The following is a 17,179-nucleotide window of genomic DNA, read 5'->3' as shown; positions in this document are numbered from 1 at the left end:
TATTCGGCTATCCTTAGCTCCCGACACATAGCGGCAACCAAGCCAAGGTGGTTCAGGTTCTTAAACTGGTATTGAACTGGCAACATGTCGACGTTCCTGAATATCTGATCAATCCTTTGACAACAGATTTCAGGAAAATATCAATCGGGGTGGTGAAAGGCAGATTAAGTGATCGGCATTTTGTTTTTTGATGCTTTGCGTAAAGTTGTAATAGGTTTTACCGGCAGGCATGGTAATGGATTTACGCATCCTTCTCTGAATCATTCTGGCGATCGGCCCCGTCAATCCCTGTACATAGTGTGCGATATCTACACCGATCACATGTTCGACACTGGTCAACTGCGGAATAATGGGTTCCAGCTTGGGCCATAAATCAATGTTTTTCATTGGATTCATGGTAACTACAGCTTTCGTATTGACAGAATTGATCAGATCTTTAATTTGTTCTGATTCTAATAATGGGTTGATGGCCAATACCTGACAGCAAGCCTCACCACCCCAGATGATGTAATGGGTTTCCGGCAGATTGGGCATGATAAATGCCACAACATCATCCGGGCCCAGGCCAATGGAATGGAAAAAGTTGGCGGTCTGATTGATATGAGCAATCAATGATCCATAGGTGATGGTATGGGCTGAAGCGTATTCACTGCCCTTTAAAAAAAAGGATAAGGCGGTTTTGCCGGGGCGCAAATGGGCGCTGGTCATAATAGCTTCGTAAGTGCTTTCAAACTGACTCAGGCTTTCATAGGGAAAATCTTTTTCCAGCTGCTCTAAATCTTGTAACGATGTTATTTTTATTGGTTCCATTATCTACCGCCTCAGATTGTCACTGCGATTTTTACTGCATAGTGCTGATTTGCGCTAGGAGGCTGACCGAGAATAGCGCCCGTAGCGAGGATGGCAGAAAATTGAGGATAAAAAGTCGGACATTTTTAGTGAATAGTGGTTCTATTTGCTAAAAATTTCCGACTTTTTAGACCAATTTGCTGCCACCGCAGTAGGGCAGTCTATTCTCGGTCAGCCTCCTAGAGAAATATGCTAATGGAATGGGCGGGTTAGCTTAAATGAAAAGGTTTGGGTGCCATTGGCAAGAAATCGAATAGGTGCCTGCTATTGTTTTTTATGGATTTCTTGTATCTCCCGGTGATCAGCAATGCCCGATGAATCCTGGATCCCAACTGCCGCATAGCATACAGAGGAGGCAATAAAAACTCACCCGCACAATTTATCGACTATGATTGATTTTTAATAAATCATCGTCGTCGGATCAATGATGTATACAAATGCAGCCGCCTCAGGTGCTACTCCTGCAGCAGCCACATCATCACATGTTGATCATGGCAATGCAGAGAGTCAACGCTACATCCCGCAGTGTGGAATAGCTTCTTACTTTTCAGAAACTGCATCATTGGAAGAGCGTGTTGCCATTGAGGTAATAACGGTTACCCCAACTGAATTGAGGCTGCTGATTCAACAACAGAATTTTTCTAATGGTGTTCATTACCGGCTCGAGGGTGACTTTAGCCTTGACTTTTGCCCGGCGGCCCTGCCCAGGCACCTCACTGTGACGGGCGACTTAAACCTTTCATTATGTGAAGGTCTGAGGGCTCTGTCCGGAAATCTCACCGTGGATGGGAGTCTTATTCTTAACGGTCTCATCGAGCTGGAGACCCTGCCCGAGAAACTCTCCGTTGGGCGCGACCTTTCTCTTTTCCGTTGTGAGGCGCTGTTGGAGCTGTCAGAGCACCTCTACGTGGGGAGAAACCTTTATCTCAACGGTTGCCGTGGCCTGAGGAGGCTACCCGATGACCTCCACGTGGGGGAAAACATTAATCTTGCGTATTGTGAAGGCCTGAGGCGACTGCCCGAGCAGAAACTCAACGTGGGGGGGCAAATTATACTTAACCGTTGCACCAGCCTGTCAGCCCTGCCTAACTACATTACCGCGATGGGACGAACTTCATCGGGTATGATCCGTCTTGTCCTAATGGAGAATACCGGGTTGTCAGATGAGATCATTGACCGCCTGCGCAGAGCGCGCCACGAAGGTATGCATTTTTCTATTTCCAGAAGGGCAAGGCAGCCTGAGCAGAAGTTTTCAAGTATGGAACAAGGCCTGGCTTTTTGGGGAGAGTTGTCTGCAACCGATGCTGCAACACCGGAGCTTGTCCTCAGACCTGCCCAGACTGATCACTTTATTGAATTTCTGCAGCGACTGACAGCCACCGCAGATTACCAGAACATGGCTACTCGTCCTGTTCTGGCCCAACGGGTGATGGCGGTCATGTCATTACTGGCTGGTAATGAGCGGGTTCGGGATGACGCCCTGTATCGTATTGCAGATGCGGCCACTTCCTGTGATGACCGGGTAATCCTGGCCCTGGATGACCTGGAAACATTGCAGTTACGGACTTCTGCGGAAACCCTGGCGGTTGAAAAGCATGACCCCACTGAATTGAAGGCGTTGGCTCGGCAAATGATGATTCTGGATAAGGTCAAGGCAATCGCCAGATCACATATGCAAACACAAACCTGGGTGGATGAGATTGAGGTTGAGCTGGCGTTCCGGATTGAGTTAGGCAAGTTCTTCAAGATTCCCGGATCAACTCAAAATATGTTATTCCGTGATTGTGCTTGTGTTAACGATGAGGACATTGCAAAAGCTCGCGCCAACATTGAAGAAACCTGTACGGACGCAGCGCTTGAGGCCTTTCTCGCCCAATGGGAACCCTGGCAGAAATTTCAGCGCCCGCTGGCAGTGCCGCCCTTTGACCAACTGAATCCAAGATATGTAGACAGTATTGATGACTGCTCTTTATTTGGTGGAAAAACCGATAAAATGGTTGGGCTGGGTAATGCCCATGTTGATTACGACAGCCTTGTCAGGAGTTATCTGATCAATGGTGAGAACCCGTTCAACCGAACCCCTCTGGACTGGTCGGAAATTGAAAGGCTCGAGGAAGTTCCCACCCCTGCAAAAAATGAAGACTGAACAGACTTAAACGTATAACTGTCCAGTACCTTTTCGAATTGAGTTTTGGGGCTTTGTGCAGTTAACGGTGAATACGGGTGCCTGTCGTCCGGTTCATCACATCCAGTGCATGGTATAAATCACCGATATTACCAACACCTCCGGTCTTCTCGGCAAAGGCACAGCAGGCATCCACTTTCGGTCCCATGGATCCGGCAGCGAAGGCATAGCCTCTCATTTCGGCGACAGTAACATCAGTCAATGGTCGTTCACTTGGCTTGCCCCAGTCGACACACACATGAGCGCCGTCGGTCAGAATAAGTAGCTCGGCAGCCCCGATTTCCTGAGCCAGCATGGGCGCTGTGGCATCCTTGTCGATAACGGCCTCAAAACCTTCAATGTCCGGGCCATTTTTTACCACTGGGGCACCACCGCCGCCACCACAGATAACAATATGGTTGCGATCCAGAAGGCACTTGATGGCATCCGTTTCCATGACTTTGACCGGAGCCGGTGAAGGAACGACACGACGCCAGTAAGCACCATCAGAATAGGCTTATCCATAAAAGCCCTCGTTATGATTTATTGAGGTTGAATGAGAAAAAATGGCAGCCCGGAGCCGGGCCACCAAAACGGTTGATTAGAATCGGCTGAGGAAGGTTTCGATACGATCCTGATGGAAAGCCAGTGTTTCTTCAGTTGGCACTTCAATATGCTTATGAGTCAGGTAAACCAGCAGGGCCATCTGGGCGGTCAGTCGGTTTTCTGCTTCGTCAAAGATCACGGAACGTGGTCCATCCATGACTTCCCTGGTGCACTCGCGCTGGTCATTGGCAGGCAGGCAGTGCATGAACATGGCATTTTCACCGGCCTTGGCCATCATCTCTTCAGTCACTACATAGTTGGGAATGAAGGTAGCCAGACGCTCTTCTTTTTCAGCTTCCTGGCCGAACCAGTAGAAGCTGTCAGCAACAATAATGTCACAGTCTTCTACTTCGTTGGTGTCGTCAGTCACGGTGAGGCGACCACCGTAGGTTTCGCAGTTTTCTTTGGCAATATCCTGCCACAGCTGAGGAGCCTGATACTTTTTAGGGCCAATGTGTTTGAAGTGCATGCCAAATTTGGTGCAGCAGAACATCAGGTCGGAGCAGACGTTAGTGGCATCACCAACGAAGGCAACGGTCAGATCGTCCATTTTCTTGCCTTCAGGCAGGTGTTCCATCATGGTGAACAGGTCGGCCATCATCTGGGTTGGGTGCAGCCAGTCACAGAGACCATTGATAACAGGAACAGTGGCGTGTTCAGCCAGGCCGGCAACCGTTTTATGGTCATTCACACGGGCCAGGATGACGTCACACATACGGGAAAGTACACGACCAGTGTCTGCCAGACTCTCTTTTGCTCCCAGGTGGATATCTTTTGGAGACAGGAACAACCCATGTCCGCCAAGGATGGTGGCCGCAGTTTCAAAGGAAACACGGGTACGGGTGGATGGCTGCTCAAAAATCATGGCAACCGACTTACCTTTGAACAGTTGCGGAACGGCATTGGCCTTACGGGCTTCTTTAAGCAGGCTCATCAATTCCAGAATGCCTTCCAGGTCTTTACGGGTGTAATCCTGAGTTTTCAGGAAGTGCTTCAGTTCTGGCTTGTGCAGGTTGGTAGCGCTGGAAGATGGCAGTTTCATGGTAATACTCCTGGTCTTTATGTAATGCACGCCCGGTTTACCCAGAGCAGTGCATCCGTCTTTTCCTGGAACTGATGGTGTCTCCATCAGCAGGTCTTGGAAACTGAAGCTTAGGAGCACTATTGTCGTCTGTGTTCTTGTCGTTGAGCACACTATAAAATCCCGATATTTATCATGTTTATAAAGCTGAAAATAAATCGATGTTTGACTGATCCCGCATTCAGAAAGCTGGCTGATCCCGGTAACTGACTGCCGGATTGAATAATAAGCGGCCAACAGCTGCCATAGAGGGGAAACAATAATGTCCAATGAAGCAACGGGGAAAATGGGGCTGCCCAGCCTGACCCTGTTCAGTGTCTGCGCTGTACTGGTGGTTGACGGGCTGACGGCCAGTGCGTCAATCGGTCCATCATCGATCGTCTGGTGGCAAATCCTGATCTGTATTGGCCTGACCTGGCTGACTATCTGGATCTGTAATATCTCTGTGGATGCCGGTGTCTGGGTAACCAACCTAGGAGGCTGACCGAGAATAGACTGCCCTACTGCGGTGGCAGCAAATTGGTCTAAAAAGTCGGAAATTTTTAGCAAATAGAACCAATATTCACTAAAAATTTCCGACTTTTTATCCTCAATTTTCTGCCATCCTCGCTACGGGCGCTATTCTCGGTCAGCCTCCTAGGGGCACTGTTCAAGGTTACTGTTATTGTGGTTCTGGGTGTCGGCGGCTTCTGGTATGCCAGCCAGAACGGCGTTGCCAATGAATTTACCCTGAGCACAATGATGCCCTCTTTTGATTCAGGCCTTGGTTTCCTGCCGGTCATTATCTTTAATCTGATGGGCTTTGAGCTGATTGCCTGCATGGGCTCGGAAATCAAAAACCCACGCCGGGATATTCCCAAATCCATTCTGATTTCCGCCGCCATTGTCACCGGACTTTATGTCTTCGGAACCCTTGGCATTTTGCTGGCATTACCAGTAGAAGAGATTGGTCTGGTTGCCGGTATTGTCTCCACTTTGAGAACGCTGTTTGGTGACGGTGCTTTTGGCCAGTTCATGGTATACGGTATTGGTTCTCTGGCGCTGCTGACGTTCATTGCCAATATGACCGACGATGGGTGCCAGCCGTGCCGCCATGGAAGCTGCGCAGGCGGGTGAACTGCCGGAATTTGTCGCTAAAGAGCATCCGGTGCACAAAACCCCGGTGGGTGCGAACATGATTACCGGCATGGTATCTACCGTGGTTATCCTGCTCTATGGCCTGACTACCGGTGAAAGTGACGAGCTGTTCTGGTCAATCTTTGCCTTCTCGTCCTGCATCTTCCTGCTGCCTTATCTGTTTATGTTCCCGGCGTTCTTCAAACTGCGTGTCAGCGACCCTGACAGAGAACGCCCTTACAAGGTGCCCGGAAGCATAGCCGTTCAGGCCGTACTCAGCACCATCTGCTTCCTGTTTATTGTTCAGGCCGTTGTTCTCTTTGTCTTCCCGGACATCGGCAATGGCAATGTTGACTGGAATTACTCACTGCCTGTCGCCCTGGGTATCGCCATCACGATTGGTATTGGTGAATGGATACTGGCCACAGCAGCCAAACGCATGCAAGTGGCCACCGCCTGAGCAATCCAATGTTTAATGACCCAATTGTTGTAACAATAAAGCCGTAAGGAAAAGACAAATGAGCAAGTCCCGGGAAAGTACTCCAAAACACGATGGTTTTCGCATGCCTGGTGAGCACGAGCCCCATGCAGAAATGTGGATGGCATGGCCAGAGCGGACAGATAACTGGCGTTACGGTGGTAAGCCAGCACAGCAGGTGTTCGCCAATGTTGCCAAAGCCATTGCCGAAGTGACACCTGTGACCATGGCAGTGTCTGCCGCACAGTACGACAACGCTCGTAGAATGCTGCCAGAGCATATTCGTGTGGTGGAAATGGCCACCAACGATTCATGGATGCGTGATATTGGCCCAAGTTATGTGGTGAATGATCAAGGTGAACGTCGTGGGGTGGACTGGGAATTCAACGCCTGGGGTGGCCTGGTTGACGGGCTGTATTTCCCATGGGATCGGGATGACCAGGTGGCCCGGAAAATCTGTGAGATCAACCGTGATGACCATTACCGTGCACCATTAATTCTTGAAGGTGGTTCCATTCATGTCGATGGTGAAGGCACCCTGTTTACCACCGAAGAGTGTCTGCTCCATGAAAGCCGTAATCCTAATCTGAGCAAGGCTGAGATTGAAGGGATTCTTGGTGACTACCTGAACATCGAGAAAGTGATCTGGATTCCACGGGGTCTATATAACGACGAAACCAACGGACATGTGGATAACCTGATTCATGTGGTGCGTCCGAGTGAAGTGATTCTTTCCTGGTGCAGCGATGAGAACGATCCCCAGTATGAGATCTCTCAGGAAGCCTTCCGGGTACTGTCCGAAGCAACAGACGCCCGTGGTCGTCAGCTGAAGATTCATAAGATGCATATCCCCGGCCCACTCTACATTCAGGAAGATGAGGCGGGTGGTATTGATATCTGTGAAGGCATGGAGCGCAGCGCCGGTGAGCGTCTGGCCGGTTCCTACGCTAACTTCCTGATTACCAATAGGCGGATCATTCTGCCACTGCTGGATCCTGCATACGACGAAGAGGCAAAAGCATTACTGGAAGATATCTATCCCGGCTATGAAGTGGTGGGTGTCGATGCCAGAGAGATACTGCTTGGCGGCGGTAACATTCACTGTATTACCCAGCAGGTGCCTGCGGTGTAAGCCAGTTATCGGGCCAGACGGATCTGGCCCACTGTGTTCAATAAAAAAATGATTCAATAAAAACATAACCAGCATGGTGATCCATGAATATTCACCGACGCCTGACTCGCAAAGATATTACCCTGTTCACTCTCAGTGCCGTTCTGACGATTGACGGTCTGGCAGCAGCAGCGTCGATCGGGGTTCAATCCCTGACCTGGTGGTTGATTGCCTTCCTCTTTTTTATTTTCCCTATGATCTGTTGCACACCTCATCTACAATACTCGGCCTTTTGCTAGTGATAGGCGTCGGTGAATGGATGCGCAGTAAACGTCAGATAAGTGAGGAGAAGTTAAGTGGATGTCTTGCCAGTTGAGAAGGTGGCCAGTGATAAGGCTGGCACACCAAAGGGCAGGCGCTTGCAGGCCAGAAGCCTGGAGCGACGCCGGAAAATACTGAGTGTTGCCCGGGATATGATTACCACAGCAAGCCGACAAAGTGTACGCCATGTCTCACCAGGAATTTGGCAATATCACCCCGGCAATGGCCATGGAAGGCTGGAGAGCTGCACGGGCATCTTGCTTTGTATTTACCGGAAAAGCTTCAGCAAAAACTTCACGGGTATTAGCGCTTTTCTGATCCACCCTGTGATGCTTTACCACGGAAAAAATCAGCGAGCACCTCTCGTGTTTCCACCAAGGGAGATGTATTCCTCAAATCCGCTGCAATGATGGGTGACAGCAGCTGCCCGGTATCTTTATCGAAGTAATCTCCTCTTTCGATATCCATCGATAAACGAGGTTTGTTGCTGACATGTTGACTCTTATGCTCATCGATATACTGCACAATATCTCTCAGAAAGTGCAGGGTCATGACGGTGCGCGGAATCAACGCTGACTCTGCCCAGTGACTGAATTTCAGTTGCGAATCGGTATCCGCCCCCCACTGGTCAAAGCGGTTCATCAGTTGGCTTTCCTCACTTGAAAAACCATGGCTGAGTAACTGACGGAAAATAACTTGATAGTTTTTCTGCCATTTCCGGGGATGCGTTGCCAGCTCAAACGCTATAACTGACAGATCATCATAGTTCAGTGAATGAATGTTCCTTAGCCGGTCGTCCAGGGATTCCCAGTAGGGATCCAGGCGATACGCGAAGAGGCTGTGTTGCCGCCTGGCAAACGACACCATCAAGTGACTGACCCTGTCCATGATTCCGGTATTACCAGTCGGTAATGCGTCAAGCCATATATCCCTGGCCAGACGGAAGAAGACCGGATAATCCAGATATACGCCTGGCTTGAGTAGCAGAAAATCGGGAGGCGGATTTTTGATCAGGTTCTGAATCTCCCGGGGAAACTCACCGAAATAGTGTTGAAATTCCTCTTGAGAAAGATCCTCACAGTCCTTTGGATCAAAATGTTCAAAAATACTGGGAAAATCAGGGTGAATGCGCGGGTGGGCACGGGGGTAATCAGAACGATATAAACGACAGACATCAGTAGCAGACTTGAAGTCACACAAGAACTGTCTGGAATACATGCCAACCGTCAAAACCGGCCAGCCATAGCGGACATAGGCAGCCGACTCCTTCAGGGACTCTGGCCACTGGCTGACAATCCGGGACACTGCTTGCAGGTCTGGCCAGACCGAGTAGAGATGCAGGTTTATTTCACTTTTCACACATTCATGTATTGACTGGGCGAGCGTCACGACTTCTCTGGCTATGGAGGCTTTCGCCTTGAAGCTGGGAGTGTCGGAGATCACCTTGAGAATATGGTCCTTCAGATGTGTGATTGCCCGTTCATGCAGCCCCTTTTCTGCGTCTGAAATATCCCGTTCTGTGTCTGAAATATCCAGCTCGGAAAACTCCCGCATCTGCAGGTCCTCGGGCTCCGGTAAGTCAATAGCTGTGCTTCTGGAATCAAAGGTTGCCGATGGCAGGCAGGAAGCCTCCTGATCTGCCGAAAGCAGTACAGGATCGAGCGCACCTCCGACAACAGGGTAAGAGTCGGATGGTAGTGATGAGAAAGGATTAGCCATGAAAACTCCTGATAAGCGTAAAAACAACAGTTGCCTACTTGATCAAATGAATAATGGGCTTTTGGACTCATTCCCATTGCTCCCCGAAGGAATGCATACATGAATCATGTATAACTCTTGTTAAACTCTCATGAATCCTAGTACATGGTTTCAATGAGTTTGACGGGTTGTCGTGCCTCCGCACTCCGTTCGTCCTGAGCTTGTCGAAGGACCCATAGGGCCTAAAGGCGGAAACTCCGGACTCTGATAGATCGTGCCTAGCACCCTTCGACTCCGCTCAGGGTGAACGGAGATCGTACACGTCAAACTCATTGAAACCATGTACTAGGAGGCTTTGCCTCTGAAAAAATCAGTGAGCACCCCCCGTGTTTCCTCCAGAGGAAATGAATTACTCAGATCCGTTGCAGTGATGGGCGACAACAGCTGCCCGGTACCTTTTTCGAAGTATTCTCCGTACTCGATACTCTGCGAAGAAAAAGCCATGCCTCGTAAACACCTGGCCTTGTGCTCATCAATATATTGAGCAATATCTTTCAGAAAGTGCAGGGTCCTGGCGGTATCCGGAATCAACTCTGACTCTGCCCAACGACTGACTTTCAGTTGCGAAACGGGATCTGCTCCCCAATCGTCAAAGTGATTCATCAGCCTGCTTTCCTGACTTGAAAAAACATGGCTGAGCAACTGCCGGAAAATGTGTTTATAGTTTTCCTGCCATTTCCTGGGATGCGTCACCAGATGAAATGCCAGGGCTGACAAATCTTCATAGTTCAGCGAGTGAGCATACATTAATCGGACATCCAGTGAGTCACGGTAGCGCTCCAGGTAAAGATCAGATGAGCTGTGTAGCCAATAGGTAGACGACACCATCAAATGACTGACCCTGTCCATGGTTCCGGTATTACCAGAAGATAATGCGTCAAGCCAGATATCACTGACCAGGCGGAAGAAGACCGAAAAATTCAGATACATGCCTCTCTTGATTGACTTGGCATCGGCAGGATAGTTTTTAACCAGGTCCTGGATTTGCCGGGAATACTCGCCGTAGAGCTTTTGAAGTTTCTCTTGGGAATATTTCTCAATATCTTTTAGATCGGCAACTTCAATACGAAAAGGAATATCATCGCGAATGCGCCAGGTAACACCCGGGCAACAATCTCCATACGAGAAAGCGACATTGCTGTCAGCAGAATTGAAGTTACACAACAACTCTCTGGTATTCACGCCAACCGTCAAAACCGGCCAGTAATAGCGGATATAGGTTGCCGACTCCTGCAGGGACTCTGGCCACTGGCTGACTAATTCGGCCACTGTTTGTTTGTCTGGCCACGCCGATGAGTAATGCTTGTGAATTTCGCTCACCACACCTTTATGTATTGACTTGGCGAACTCCATGACCTCTCTGGCCATAGAGACTTTAGCCTTGATGCCGGGAGTGTCGGTGATCGCCTGAGTAACGGGAGCAAATGTGGTGGTGATATCCACACGTTTGTCGGCAAGCACCTTAAGAATCTGATCCATCCGCGGTGTAATTGCCCGGTCATGCAGCTCTTTTTCTGCGCCTGAAATATCCCGCTCAGAATACCCCAGTATCTGCAGTTGATAGCGCTCAGACAAGGCAATAGCGGTACTCCGGGAATCGAAGGTTGACGCTGTAGCCGGCGGAGGGCAGGAGGCACCCTGATCTGCCGAAAGCAGTGTTTCGGGAGAGCTGCCGACAACAGGGGGCGGGGCGGGTGGTAGTGATGGAAAGGGATTAGCCATGAAAACTCCTGATTAAAGGTGAACACCCCAGTTGTTAGCATGATTAAAAAGAGACGGGCTTTTGACAGACGGGTCAGAAGTAAGTTCCCAAATTCAAGAGATGCATATTCTTGCGACTTTGGTGCAAGAGGATGACAATACTTCGATACCAGACTCCCCTCCTCATGCATGAACTCCTATGACAGACGTCGTAAGCAAACAGCGCAAAGTATCCCGCAAGACTCAGGCCAGAAGTCTTGAGCGGAGAAGTACCATTCTCATGGTTGCCCGGGAACTGTTGGAAGAGAACGCCATTAATGAACTTTCACTGTACCAGGTAGCGGAAAAAGCCGGGATGCCTCCATCTTCTGTCTATCACTTTTTCCCCAAGGTAGACGCAATACTGGAAGCATTACTGGAAGACATTTTTACCGATTTTGAAGCGATTCTGGATCAGCCCCTTGATGAGAGTGCAATTCATCACTGGACAGATATCATGCGACAACTCCAGGTCAGGTATGTGAGCTACTACCGACAGCACAAATACGTTCGGGACCTGATTCTTGGGCAGTACACGCCCGGCTCCCTGCTGCATGCTGACTACCAGCATGACGATGTGCTGGGTTGTCGAATCCGGAAATGTCACGAAGCACATTACCAGCTGCCACCCCTGCCAGCCGGGTTCAATATTTTTGCCATTGCGCTGCAAATAGCGGACAAGGTTTATTCAATATCCCATCAGGAACATGGCAATATTACGGATGTTATGGCCCGTGAGGGGGGCAATGCTGCGCTGGCTTATTTGGGGGAGTATATCCCAAGGCAACTTATACCAATTCCGCCTTCTAAATATGAGATCGAGCAAGTCATTTTGGACAGCTGGGCAAGGCGGAATGACGAGTAATAGCAGGGCTATTGCGAGGAATTCCAACGAAGATCCAGCTGTTCAAAATGGCTGCGCAGTTCATATTTAGAAGGTGGAATTGGTATTATTAACCCGGTTATTTCATAAACGTGCTCCCGATCTCGCTTGTCCTTTGCCGCTCTAAGGGAGTTTTGCTCAGTCGACCGTACTCCCCGGTACGGCGCTCCTTCACAAAATCCCTTAGAGCAACAAAGTCCTTCGCGATATTCGGGGCAGTTTATGAAATATCCGGGTTAACAGACAACCACCGTTGTCTGTCCAGGCTTGAGCTGCTCCATCAGGGGGATCGGAGGTTGTGCGTCAGTGAATAGTGTATCAATGTCGGCAATATGGCCCAGCCGGATCATGGCAATTCGATCTTTTTCCGCGCTCAGGTGATGTTTCCGTTCACCGTACCGGGTGTTTTCAATACTGCTGTTGGGCAGACCGGCCCCGCCATGATGGCGGGAAATTTTGCCTTGATGGTCAAGCTCATTAAGATCCCGGCGAATGGTCTGGGGCGTTACGTTAAAATGTTGCACCAGAGCTTCAGTGGTCACAAAGCCTTCCTGCCTGAGCAGGGTGATGATCATTTCATGGCGTCGGCTCTGTGGGATCTGTTGCTGTTTATGCACAAGCTTTGTCGTTTTGTGAACATCCATAAGTATTGAATTCTCAGGCTAATGACTGTGCCATGAGGGTCAACGGGTGCATCACTTTATGAGCGGTGTTCATTTCTATCTGCATCTTGCAGGACTCGCAGTCGGTGACCACATAATCTACATTAAGCGCTTCGATCTGATCAAAGACACCCTGACCAATGTTCTGAGAGGTTTGATAGTTCTCTTTTTTAAAACCGTAGGTACCCGACATTCCGCAGCACTTCTGGTCCAGCATTATCACCTCCAGCCCGGGAATACTGTTTAACAATTCCATGGTGTGAATCACGCCACCCTGTTTGATCAGGTGGCAGGGGCTGTGATAGCCAACCCTCAGGTTAACAGGCTTCATGTCCGGCTTATTGCCTTTGGCAAACTCCCTGGTAATAAAAGCGGCGGCAAACAGAATACGCTGTCTGATGGCGTGGTTATCCACATGAAGCACTTCCGGGTATTCGTCCCGAAGTGTCATGGCACAGCTGGGCTCTGTTGCCAGTACACATTCACTGTCCGCTAATGAGTCGGCAAACTGCCCCATGTTCAGTTTGGCATTTTTGCGGGCCTTATCGAAGAAGCCATTGGCTATCAGCGGGACACCACAGCACTTTTCTTTATTTAACAGCGTGACACCAATATTCATGGCATTCAGTACCGCTACCAGGTGTTTGCCCACGGTTGGGTCATTGTAGTTAGTGAAACAACCGTGGAAGAAACTGACTTGACGATCGAAGCGGGTCTGTTGTGCTTTCTGCTGCTTAAACCAGCGACGGAACGTTTGATGGGTGTATTTTGGCAATGTCTGTCGTTGATCAATTCCCAGCACTTTATCCAGCAGTTTTTTAACGGGTTTCAGCTGAGTGGCGATATTGACGACAGGAGCCGTGGAGGCAGAAAGTGACCCCATCAAGTCGGTATGGCTGAGAATAAATTCCCGGGGGCCTTTTTTGAAACCACCGTGTCGGGCTTTTGCCAGTTGAATAACTGTTCCCACCTGTACACCCGACGGACAGACAACTTCACAACGTTTGCAGTTGGTGCAGTGTTTCAAGGCTTCATCGTACAGTGCCGGGTTTTTGATGCGTAAACGTTCCCCGTCGGGGCCGGCCTGTTTGGGGCCCGGGTAGTCCGGGTTTACTTCAGCGACCGGGCAGCGGGTTGTGCAGACGGTGCATTTAATGCAGCTGTCAAAGCTGGTATCAATGGTGTTCAGCATGTTTCTTCCGCCTGAGGTATCGTGGCAATAATCCTGTTGGCAGCAAACCAGCCGGTACTGATGGCTACCCCACCCGAACTGGCTTCCTGGACCGGATTGAAACCATTGAGCACCGCACCTGCGCAGTAAAGATTATGGATTTTCTGACCGTTTCGGTACGGGTTTAACTGTTCACTGGTGTGAATACCGAAATGGCTGAAATTATGCGGCTTTCCATCCATAAAACGATGATCTGACCACTGAACTCTACTGTCCGGGGCATCAACATCAAGGCCAAAAACCGGCTCGGACAGATGATGGCGGTCACTGGCCAGCCCCTGGCTGAAAAAGCTGCCGGTTGCCAGAATAAAGTGGCTGGCGGATATGGGCATATCGGGGTTCAGTCTGGTCTTTACCGAGCACAGCCGGTTTTCTGCAAAGCAACCACAAAGCACCTGGTCACCTTCCAGGAACATACCGCCCAACTGCCGGAATCGCTGCTTCAGGGCAGAGGCCATGCGCATTCCGGGGAGTGATGGCGGCAAGGTCGCGACTTCACAAATACGCAGGCCGGTCAGTGTTTCAAGTTGACGGATCAGGTCATTACCACCTTCTACAGCGAGGACGGAGGGTATAACCACCAGATCAGCATTACCGGCTGCCTTCTGTAAAGCAGACGACAATATGTTTATACCATTAGGCTGGCTGAACAGATCACGCTTAAGGGTTCGGGCTAACTCCAGCGAGCGCAGCTCATAGGCATTTCTGGTATTAATGTTCAGGGTTGCCGTTTTGATATCCGCCAGTATGAACTCTGCCTCAGAGAATCCGGGATGTTGCTTCATACCTGCGGCCATCAGTGCCGACTGAAAGTCACGAAAGCCGGCAATATTGATGATGGCAACACGACGTATGCCTTCTGCAGGAGCCAGCAACGGCAGGCTGCCAGCACCTTCCTGGCTTAACCAGGCTGGGCGAATAGCTCCCAGTGCTGTCAGACGACCATGATTCTGCTGGCCAGAATTGCTCAATTGGATGCCAGCTGCTGCCATTTGCTCGGTAAAAAATGTCAATCCCTGCTGTAAAAATGCTGCTCCCACTTTCTGGTAGGGATGGATGGAAGGCAGTTGACGGATGGCTGCAAATGGATATTCCACGAAAGAATTATCTTGTTCAATTCCGAACACATCGATGGCACCGGAAGCAAAGGCCAGGGCACTCTCTCCAGCACTGACCACAACGGTTTTCAAGCCCGCTTCTGCGCAGCGGATTGCGCCGGTTAAACCCGCAAGGCCTCCGCCAATCACAATAACGTCGTAGTTCATGGGGCTACCTCTTCCTTTGACTCTTCCCTGGAGAGCACAGCAGCTTCGCCAGGATTGACACTGTGGGAATTTACCGGTGCCGCGTCATTAGGTTCCAGCTGGCTGTAGCCCAGAAGGTTGTTGTACAGCCAGTAGCTCAAATCGGCTTCGTGCATCGCATCACCCCACAGCACCGGCCTGACGCCCTTCCAGCGTTCCTGCATAAACTCACCCACGCTGCTCAGCGCTTGTTCACCGTTATCGTCGTGGGTTATTTCGCTGACAATACCGGCCGCTCGACAGGCACACATTTTTCCCTGGCAAGGCCCCATGCCAATGCGGGTCCGACGACGAAGATCAACCAGATCTCTGGCATTAAGGTTATGGACGGCGTATTCGATTTCACCGCGAGTGACCATTTCGCACTCACAGATAACCGCATTCTGCTTTTTGTCGTTGGCAAGGAACTTTGCCGCTCTTTCTCCATGGCGGTACTTTGCTGAGCCTGATACCGGGATAGAAACCTGGGGAGCGTAAATATCGCTGTGTTTGCCATTAGCTCCGGGCAGTGGTCGTATAGCCGTGACACAGGGTTTGCTGTTGCCCAGGTTTTTTGCCACCGCATCCGTGGCCATTTCCGCCATCAGCCGGTAGGTCATCAGCTTTCCGCCGGTAATGGTAATAAGACCCGGCAAGGCATCGGTTTCACCGTGGTCAAGCAAGACAATCCCCCGGCTGATATTTCGACCCGATGGGTCATCTCCCAGAGAGACCAGCGGGCGAACACCGCAATAGGCACGAAGTACACGGGTCCTGGCCATGATCGGACAGAGTTTCTCACCCTCAGCTAACAGAACGTCAACCTCATCGGGGTTGACCCGGATATTCTCGATGTCACTGTATGGGATTTTCTCCGAGGTGGTACCAATAAGCGAGATGGTGTCCCCGGGAACCAGAATGTCGGCATCGGAGGGTTTGCGGCAGCGGTTGATCACCATACCATTAATGCGGTAATCAACAATCAATAACGAGCCTTTGGCCGGGAACATATGAATGGCAAGGTCTGCGTATTCAATAATCTGCTGCCCCCAGATACCGGCAGCATTCACCACCTGCTGAGCATGGATATCCACTTTTTCACCGGTTTTCAGACTGATGCAGTGTACCCCCCGTACCCGGCCATTGTTGATGATCAGGCCAACGACTTTGGTATAGCTCATAAGGCGACCGCCGTATTCTTCTGCATCAAGGATGTTGGCCGCAGTTAAACGAAAAGGGTCAACGGTACCGTCTGGAACACGGACTGCACCCAGCAGTTTGGGATTCACATTTGGCTCAATGCGCAGAGCATCTGCAGGTGTTAATGCCTCGGCCTGTATACCCGCAGATGTACAGGCGGTAATGAATGTTTCCTGAAAGGAGAGTTCGTCCTCAGGCAGGGTGATGAACAGCCCACCGGTCTCTTCAATACAGTGGCTGGCCACTTTCCTCAGAATCTGGTTTTCACGGATGCATTCAATGGCAGAGTGAGGATCGGTCACTGCGTAGCGGGCACCGGAATGGAGCAGACCGTGGTTACGCCCGGTAGTACCGTTGGCGATATCATCCTTTTCCACCAGGATGGCACGCATTCCCCGTTGAGCACAGTCGCGAAGAACGCCCGCTCCGGTGGCACCCCCACCGATGATGACAACGTCGGTCTCTATCTGCCTCATTGAATTTGCTCTTGGATGTTCGTTTATGTTCGCAATGAGCACTATAAATAAACGGCTCTATTCAGAAAATGACACAAATCAACAGAAAGGCACGAGTTGTCATCCGGTCATAAAAAAATCGCTGCCCGAAAAAGACAGGCCGCTTGTGCTTTTGCGGGAAGCGGGTAGCGGCCTTAACTAGTACATCATTTCAATGAGTTTGATGTGTACAATCTCCGCT

At 50.2% G+C, this 17,179-nt stretch carries 15 protein-coding genes and 1 pseudogene; 7 read left to right on the top strand and 9 right to left on the bottom strand.

Features of this window, described 5'->3' with window-relative positions; genetic code table 11:
* Nucleotides 1-129 precede the first annotated feature (129 nt).
* Nucleotides 130-810: an AMP-binding protein gene (locus ACO6UY_RS06420; RefSeq protein WP_422489404.1), complete on the bottom strand. Its 681-nt coding sequence runs from the start codon at nt 808-810 to the stop codon at nt 130-132.
* Nucleotides 811-1,273: 463 nt separating this feature from the next.
* On the opposite strand from ACO6UY_RS06420, the gene ACO6UY_RS06415 reads away from it, so the two are divergent.
* The gene (locus ACO6UY_RS06415; RefSeq protein ID WP_422460981.1) at nt 1,274-2,995 is read left to right on the top strand and encodes an NEL-type E3 ubiquitin ligase domain-containing protein; all 1,722 of its coding nucleotides are present in this window, start codon (nt 1,274-1,276) and stop codon (nt 2,993-2,995) included.
* Nucleotides 2,996-3,056: 61 nt separating this feature from the next.
* On the opposite strand, the pseudogene ACO6UY_RS06410 reads toward ACO6UY_RS06415, so the two are convergent.
* Nucleotides 3,057-3,482, bottom strand: a pseudogene (locus tag ACO6UY_RS06410) (carbamate kinase); the annotation flags it as partial.
* Nucleotides 3,483-3,614: 132 nt separating this feature from the next.
* Nucleotides 3,615-4,661: a putrescine carbamoyltransferase gene (gene ptcA, locus ACO6UY_RS06405; protein WP_422460983.1), complete on the bottom strand. Its 1,047-nt coding sequence runs from the start codon at nt 4,659-4,661 to the stop codon at nt 3,615-3,617.
* Between the two features lie 301 nt (nt 4,662-4,962).
* On the opposite strand from ptcA, the gene ACO6UY_RS06400 reads away from it, so the two are divergent.
* The 5 genes from ACO6UY_RS06400 (at nt 4,963) to ACO6UY_RS06380 (ending at nt 7,704) form a co-directional block, all read left to right on the top strand.
* Nucleotides 4,963-5,184: a hypothetical protein gene (locus tag ACO6UY_RS06400; protein WP_422449635.1), complete on the top strand. Its 222-nt coding sequence runs from the start codon at nt 4,963-4,965 to the stop codon at nt 5,182-5,184.
* A 182-nt stretch (nt 5,185-5,366) separates the two neighbouring features.
* Nucleotides 5,367-5,816 (top strand): amino acid permease, encoded by a 450-nt coding sequence (locus ACO6UY_RS06395; protein ID WP_422460985.1) that lies wholly within the window; start codon nt 5,367-5,369, stop codon nt 5,814-5,816.
* Complete coding sequence (locus ACO6UY_RS06390) at nt 5,794-6,276, top strand: amino acid permease (protein WP_422489402.1); 483 nt, start codon at nt 5,794-5,796, stop codon at nt 6,274-6,276. The genes ACO6UY_RS06395 and ACO6UY_RS06390 overlap by 23 nt, the downstream gene beginning before the upstream one ends.
* 58 nt (nt 6,277-6,334) lie before the next feature.
* A complete protein-coding gene (gene aguA, locus ACO6UY_RS06385) occupies nt 6,335-7,426 on the top strand; it encodes an agmatine deiminase (protein WP_422449637.1) in 1,092 nt (363 codons plus the stop codon).
* Nucleotides 7,427-7,509: 83 nt separating this feature from the next.
* Nucleotides 7,510-7,704, top strand: coding sequence for a hypothetical protein (locus ACO6UY_RS06380; RefSeq protein WP_422449638.1), 195 nt, complete (start codon nt 7,510-7,512; stop codon nt 7,702-7,704).
* Nucleotides 7,705-8,029: 325 nt separating this feature from the next.
* Here the strand turns inward: ACO6UY_RS06380 and ACO6UY_RS06375 are convergent, their stop codons facing one another.
* Nucleotides 8,030-9,445 (bottom strand): hypothetical protein, encoded by a 1,416-nt coding sequence (locus ACO6UY_RS06375; RefSeq protein ID WP_422449639.1) that lies wholly within the window; start codon nt 9,443-9,445, stop codon nt 8,030-8,032.
* A 324-nt stretch (nt 9,446-9,769) separates the two neighbouring features.
* Nucleotides 9,770-11,206: a hypothetical protein gene (locus ACO6UY_RS06370; protein ID WP_422449640.1), complete on the bottom strand. Its 1,437-nt coding sequence runs from the start codon at nt 11,204-11,206 to the stop codon at nt 9,770-9,772.
* Nucleotides 11,207-11,384: 178 nt separating this feature from the next.
* On the opposite strand from ACO6UY_RS06370, the gene ACO6UY_RS06365 reads away from it, so the two are divergent.
* Nucleotides 11,385-12,089 (top strand): TetR/AcrR family transcriptional regulator, encoded by a 705-nt coding sequence (locus ACO6UY_RS06365; protein WP_422449641.1) that lies wholly within the window; start codon nt 11,385-11,387, stop codon nt 12,087-12,089.
* Nucleotides 12,090-12,343: 254 nt separating this feature from the next.
* Here ACO6UY_RS06365 and ACO6UY_RS06360 read toward each other — a convergent pair whose 3' ends face one another.
* Genes ACO6UY_RS06360 through glpA form a run of 4 tightly spaced genes read right to left on the bottom strand, consistent with a single transcriptional unit; the run spans nt 12,344 to nt 16,959 of the window.
* Nucleotides 12,344-12,724, bottom strand: a complete 381-nt coding sequence (locus tag ACO6UY_RS06360) for a DeoR family transcriptional regulator (protein WP_422489400.1) — start codon at nt 12,722-12,724, stop codon at nt 12,344-12,346.
* Between the two features lie 40 nt (nt 12,725-12,764).
* A complete protein-coding gene (glpC, locus tag ACO6UY_RS06355; protein ID WP_422449643.1) occupies nt 12,765-13,961 on the bottom strand; it encodes an anaerobic glycerol-3-phosphate dehydrogenase subunit GlpC in 1,197 nt (398 codons plus the stop codon).
* Nucleotides 13,955-15,265, bottom strand: a complete 1,311-nt coding sequence (glpB, locus tag ACO6UY_RS06350; RefSeq protein WP_422460991.1) for a glycerol-3-phosphate dehydrogenase subunit GlpB — start codon at nt 15,263-15,265, stop codon at nt 13,955-13,957. The genes glpC and glpB overlap by 7 nt, the downstream gene beginning before the upstream one ends.
* Nucleotides 15,262-16,959, bottom strand: a complete 1,698-nt coding sequence (glpA, locus tag ACO6UY_RS06345; RefSeq protein WP_422449645.1) for an anaerobic glycerol-3-phosphate dehydrogenase subunit A — start codon at nt 16,957-16,959, stop codon at nt 15,262-15,264. The genes glpB and glpA overlap by 4 nt, the downstream gene beginning before the upstream one ends.
* Nucleotides 16,960-17,179 lie beyond the last annotated feature (220 nt).

It is taken from the genome of Endozoicomonas sp. ALE010, from assembly GCF_049310165.1.
Classification (GTDB): domain Bacteria; phylum Pseudomonadota; class Gammaproteobacteria; order Pseudomonadales; family Endozoicomonadaceae; genus Endozoicomonas.
Note: the sequence above shows the minus strand (reverse complement) of the source record. Positions and strands in the feature narration are given on the sequence as shown.

Coding starts and splice junctions, on each gene's coding strand:
- ACO6UY_RS06420 (WP_422489404.1), bottom strand. CDS start 810: ATGGAACCAATAAAAATAACATCGTTACAAGATTTAGAGCAGCTGGAA.
- ACO6UY_RS06415 (WP_422460981.1), top strand. CDS start 1,274: ATGATGTATACAAATGCAGCCGCCTCAGGTGCTACTCCTGCAGCAGCC.
- ptcA (WP_422460983.1), bottom strand. CDS start 4,661: ATGAAACTGCCATCTTCCAGCGCTACCAACCTGCACAAGCCAGAACTG.
- ACO6UY_RS06400 (WP_422449635.1), top strand. CDS start 4,963: ATGTCCAATGAAGCAACGGGGAAAATGGGGCTGCCCAGCCTGACCCTG.
- ACO6UY_RS06390 (WP_422489402.1), top strand. CDS start 5,794: ATGGAAGCTGCGCAGGCGGGTGAACTGCCGGAATTTGTCGCTAAAGAG.
- aguA (WP_422449637.1), top strand. CDS start 6,335: ATGAGCAAGTCCCGGGAAAGTACTCCAAAACACGATGGTTTTCGCATG.
- ACO6UY_RS06380 (WP_422449638.1), top strand. CDS start 7,510: ATGAATATTCACCGACGCCTGACTCGCAAAGATATTACCCTGTTCACT.
- ACO6UY_RS06375 (WP_422449639.1), bottom strand. CDS start 9,445: ATGGCTAATCCTTTCTCATCACTACCATCCGACTCTTACCCTGTTGTC.
- ACO6UY_RS06370 (WP_422449640.1), bottom strand. CDS start 11,206: ATGGCTAATCCCTTTCCATCACTACCACCCGCCCCGCCCCCTGTTGTC.
- ACO6UY_RS06365 (WP_422449641.1), top strand. CDS start 11,385: ATGACAGACGTCGTAAGCAAACAGCGCAAAGTATCCCGCAAGACTCAG.
- glpC (WP_422449643.1), bottom strand. CDS start 13,961: ATGCTGAACACCATTGATACCAGCTTTGACAGCTGCATTAAATGCACC.
- glpB (WP_422460991.1), bottom strand. CDS start 15,265: ATGAACTACGACGTTATTGTGATTGGCGGAGGCCTTGCGGGTTTAACC.
- glpA (WP_422449645.1), bottom strand. CDS start 16,959: ATGAGGCAGATAGAGACCGACGTTGTCATCATCGGTGGGGGTGCCACC.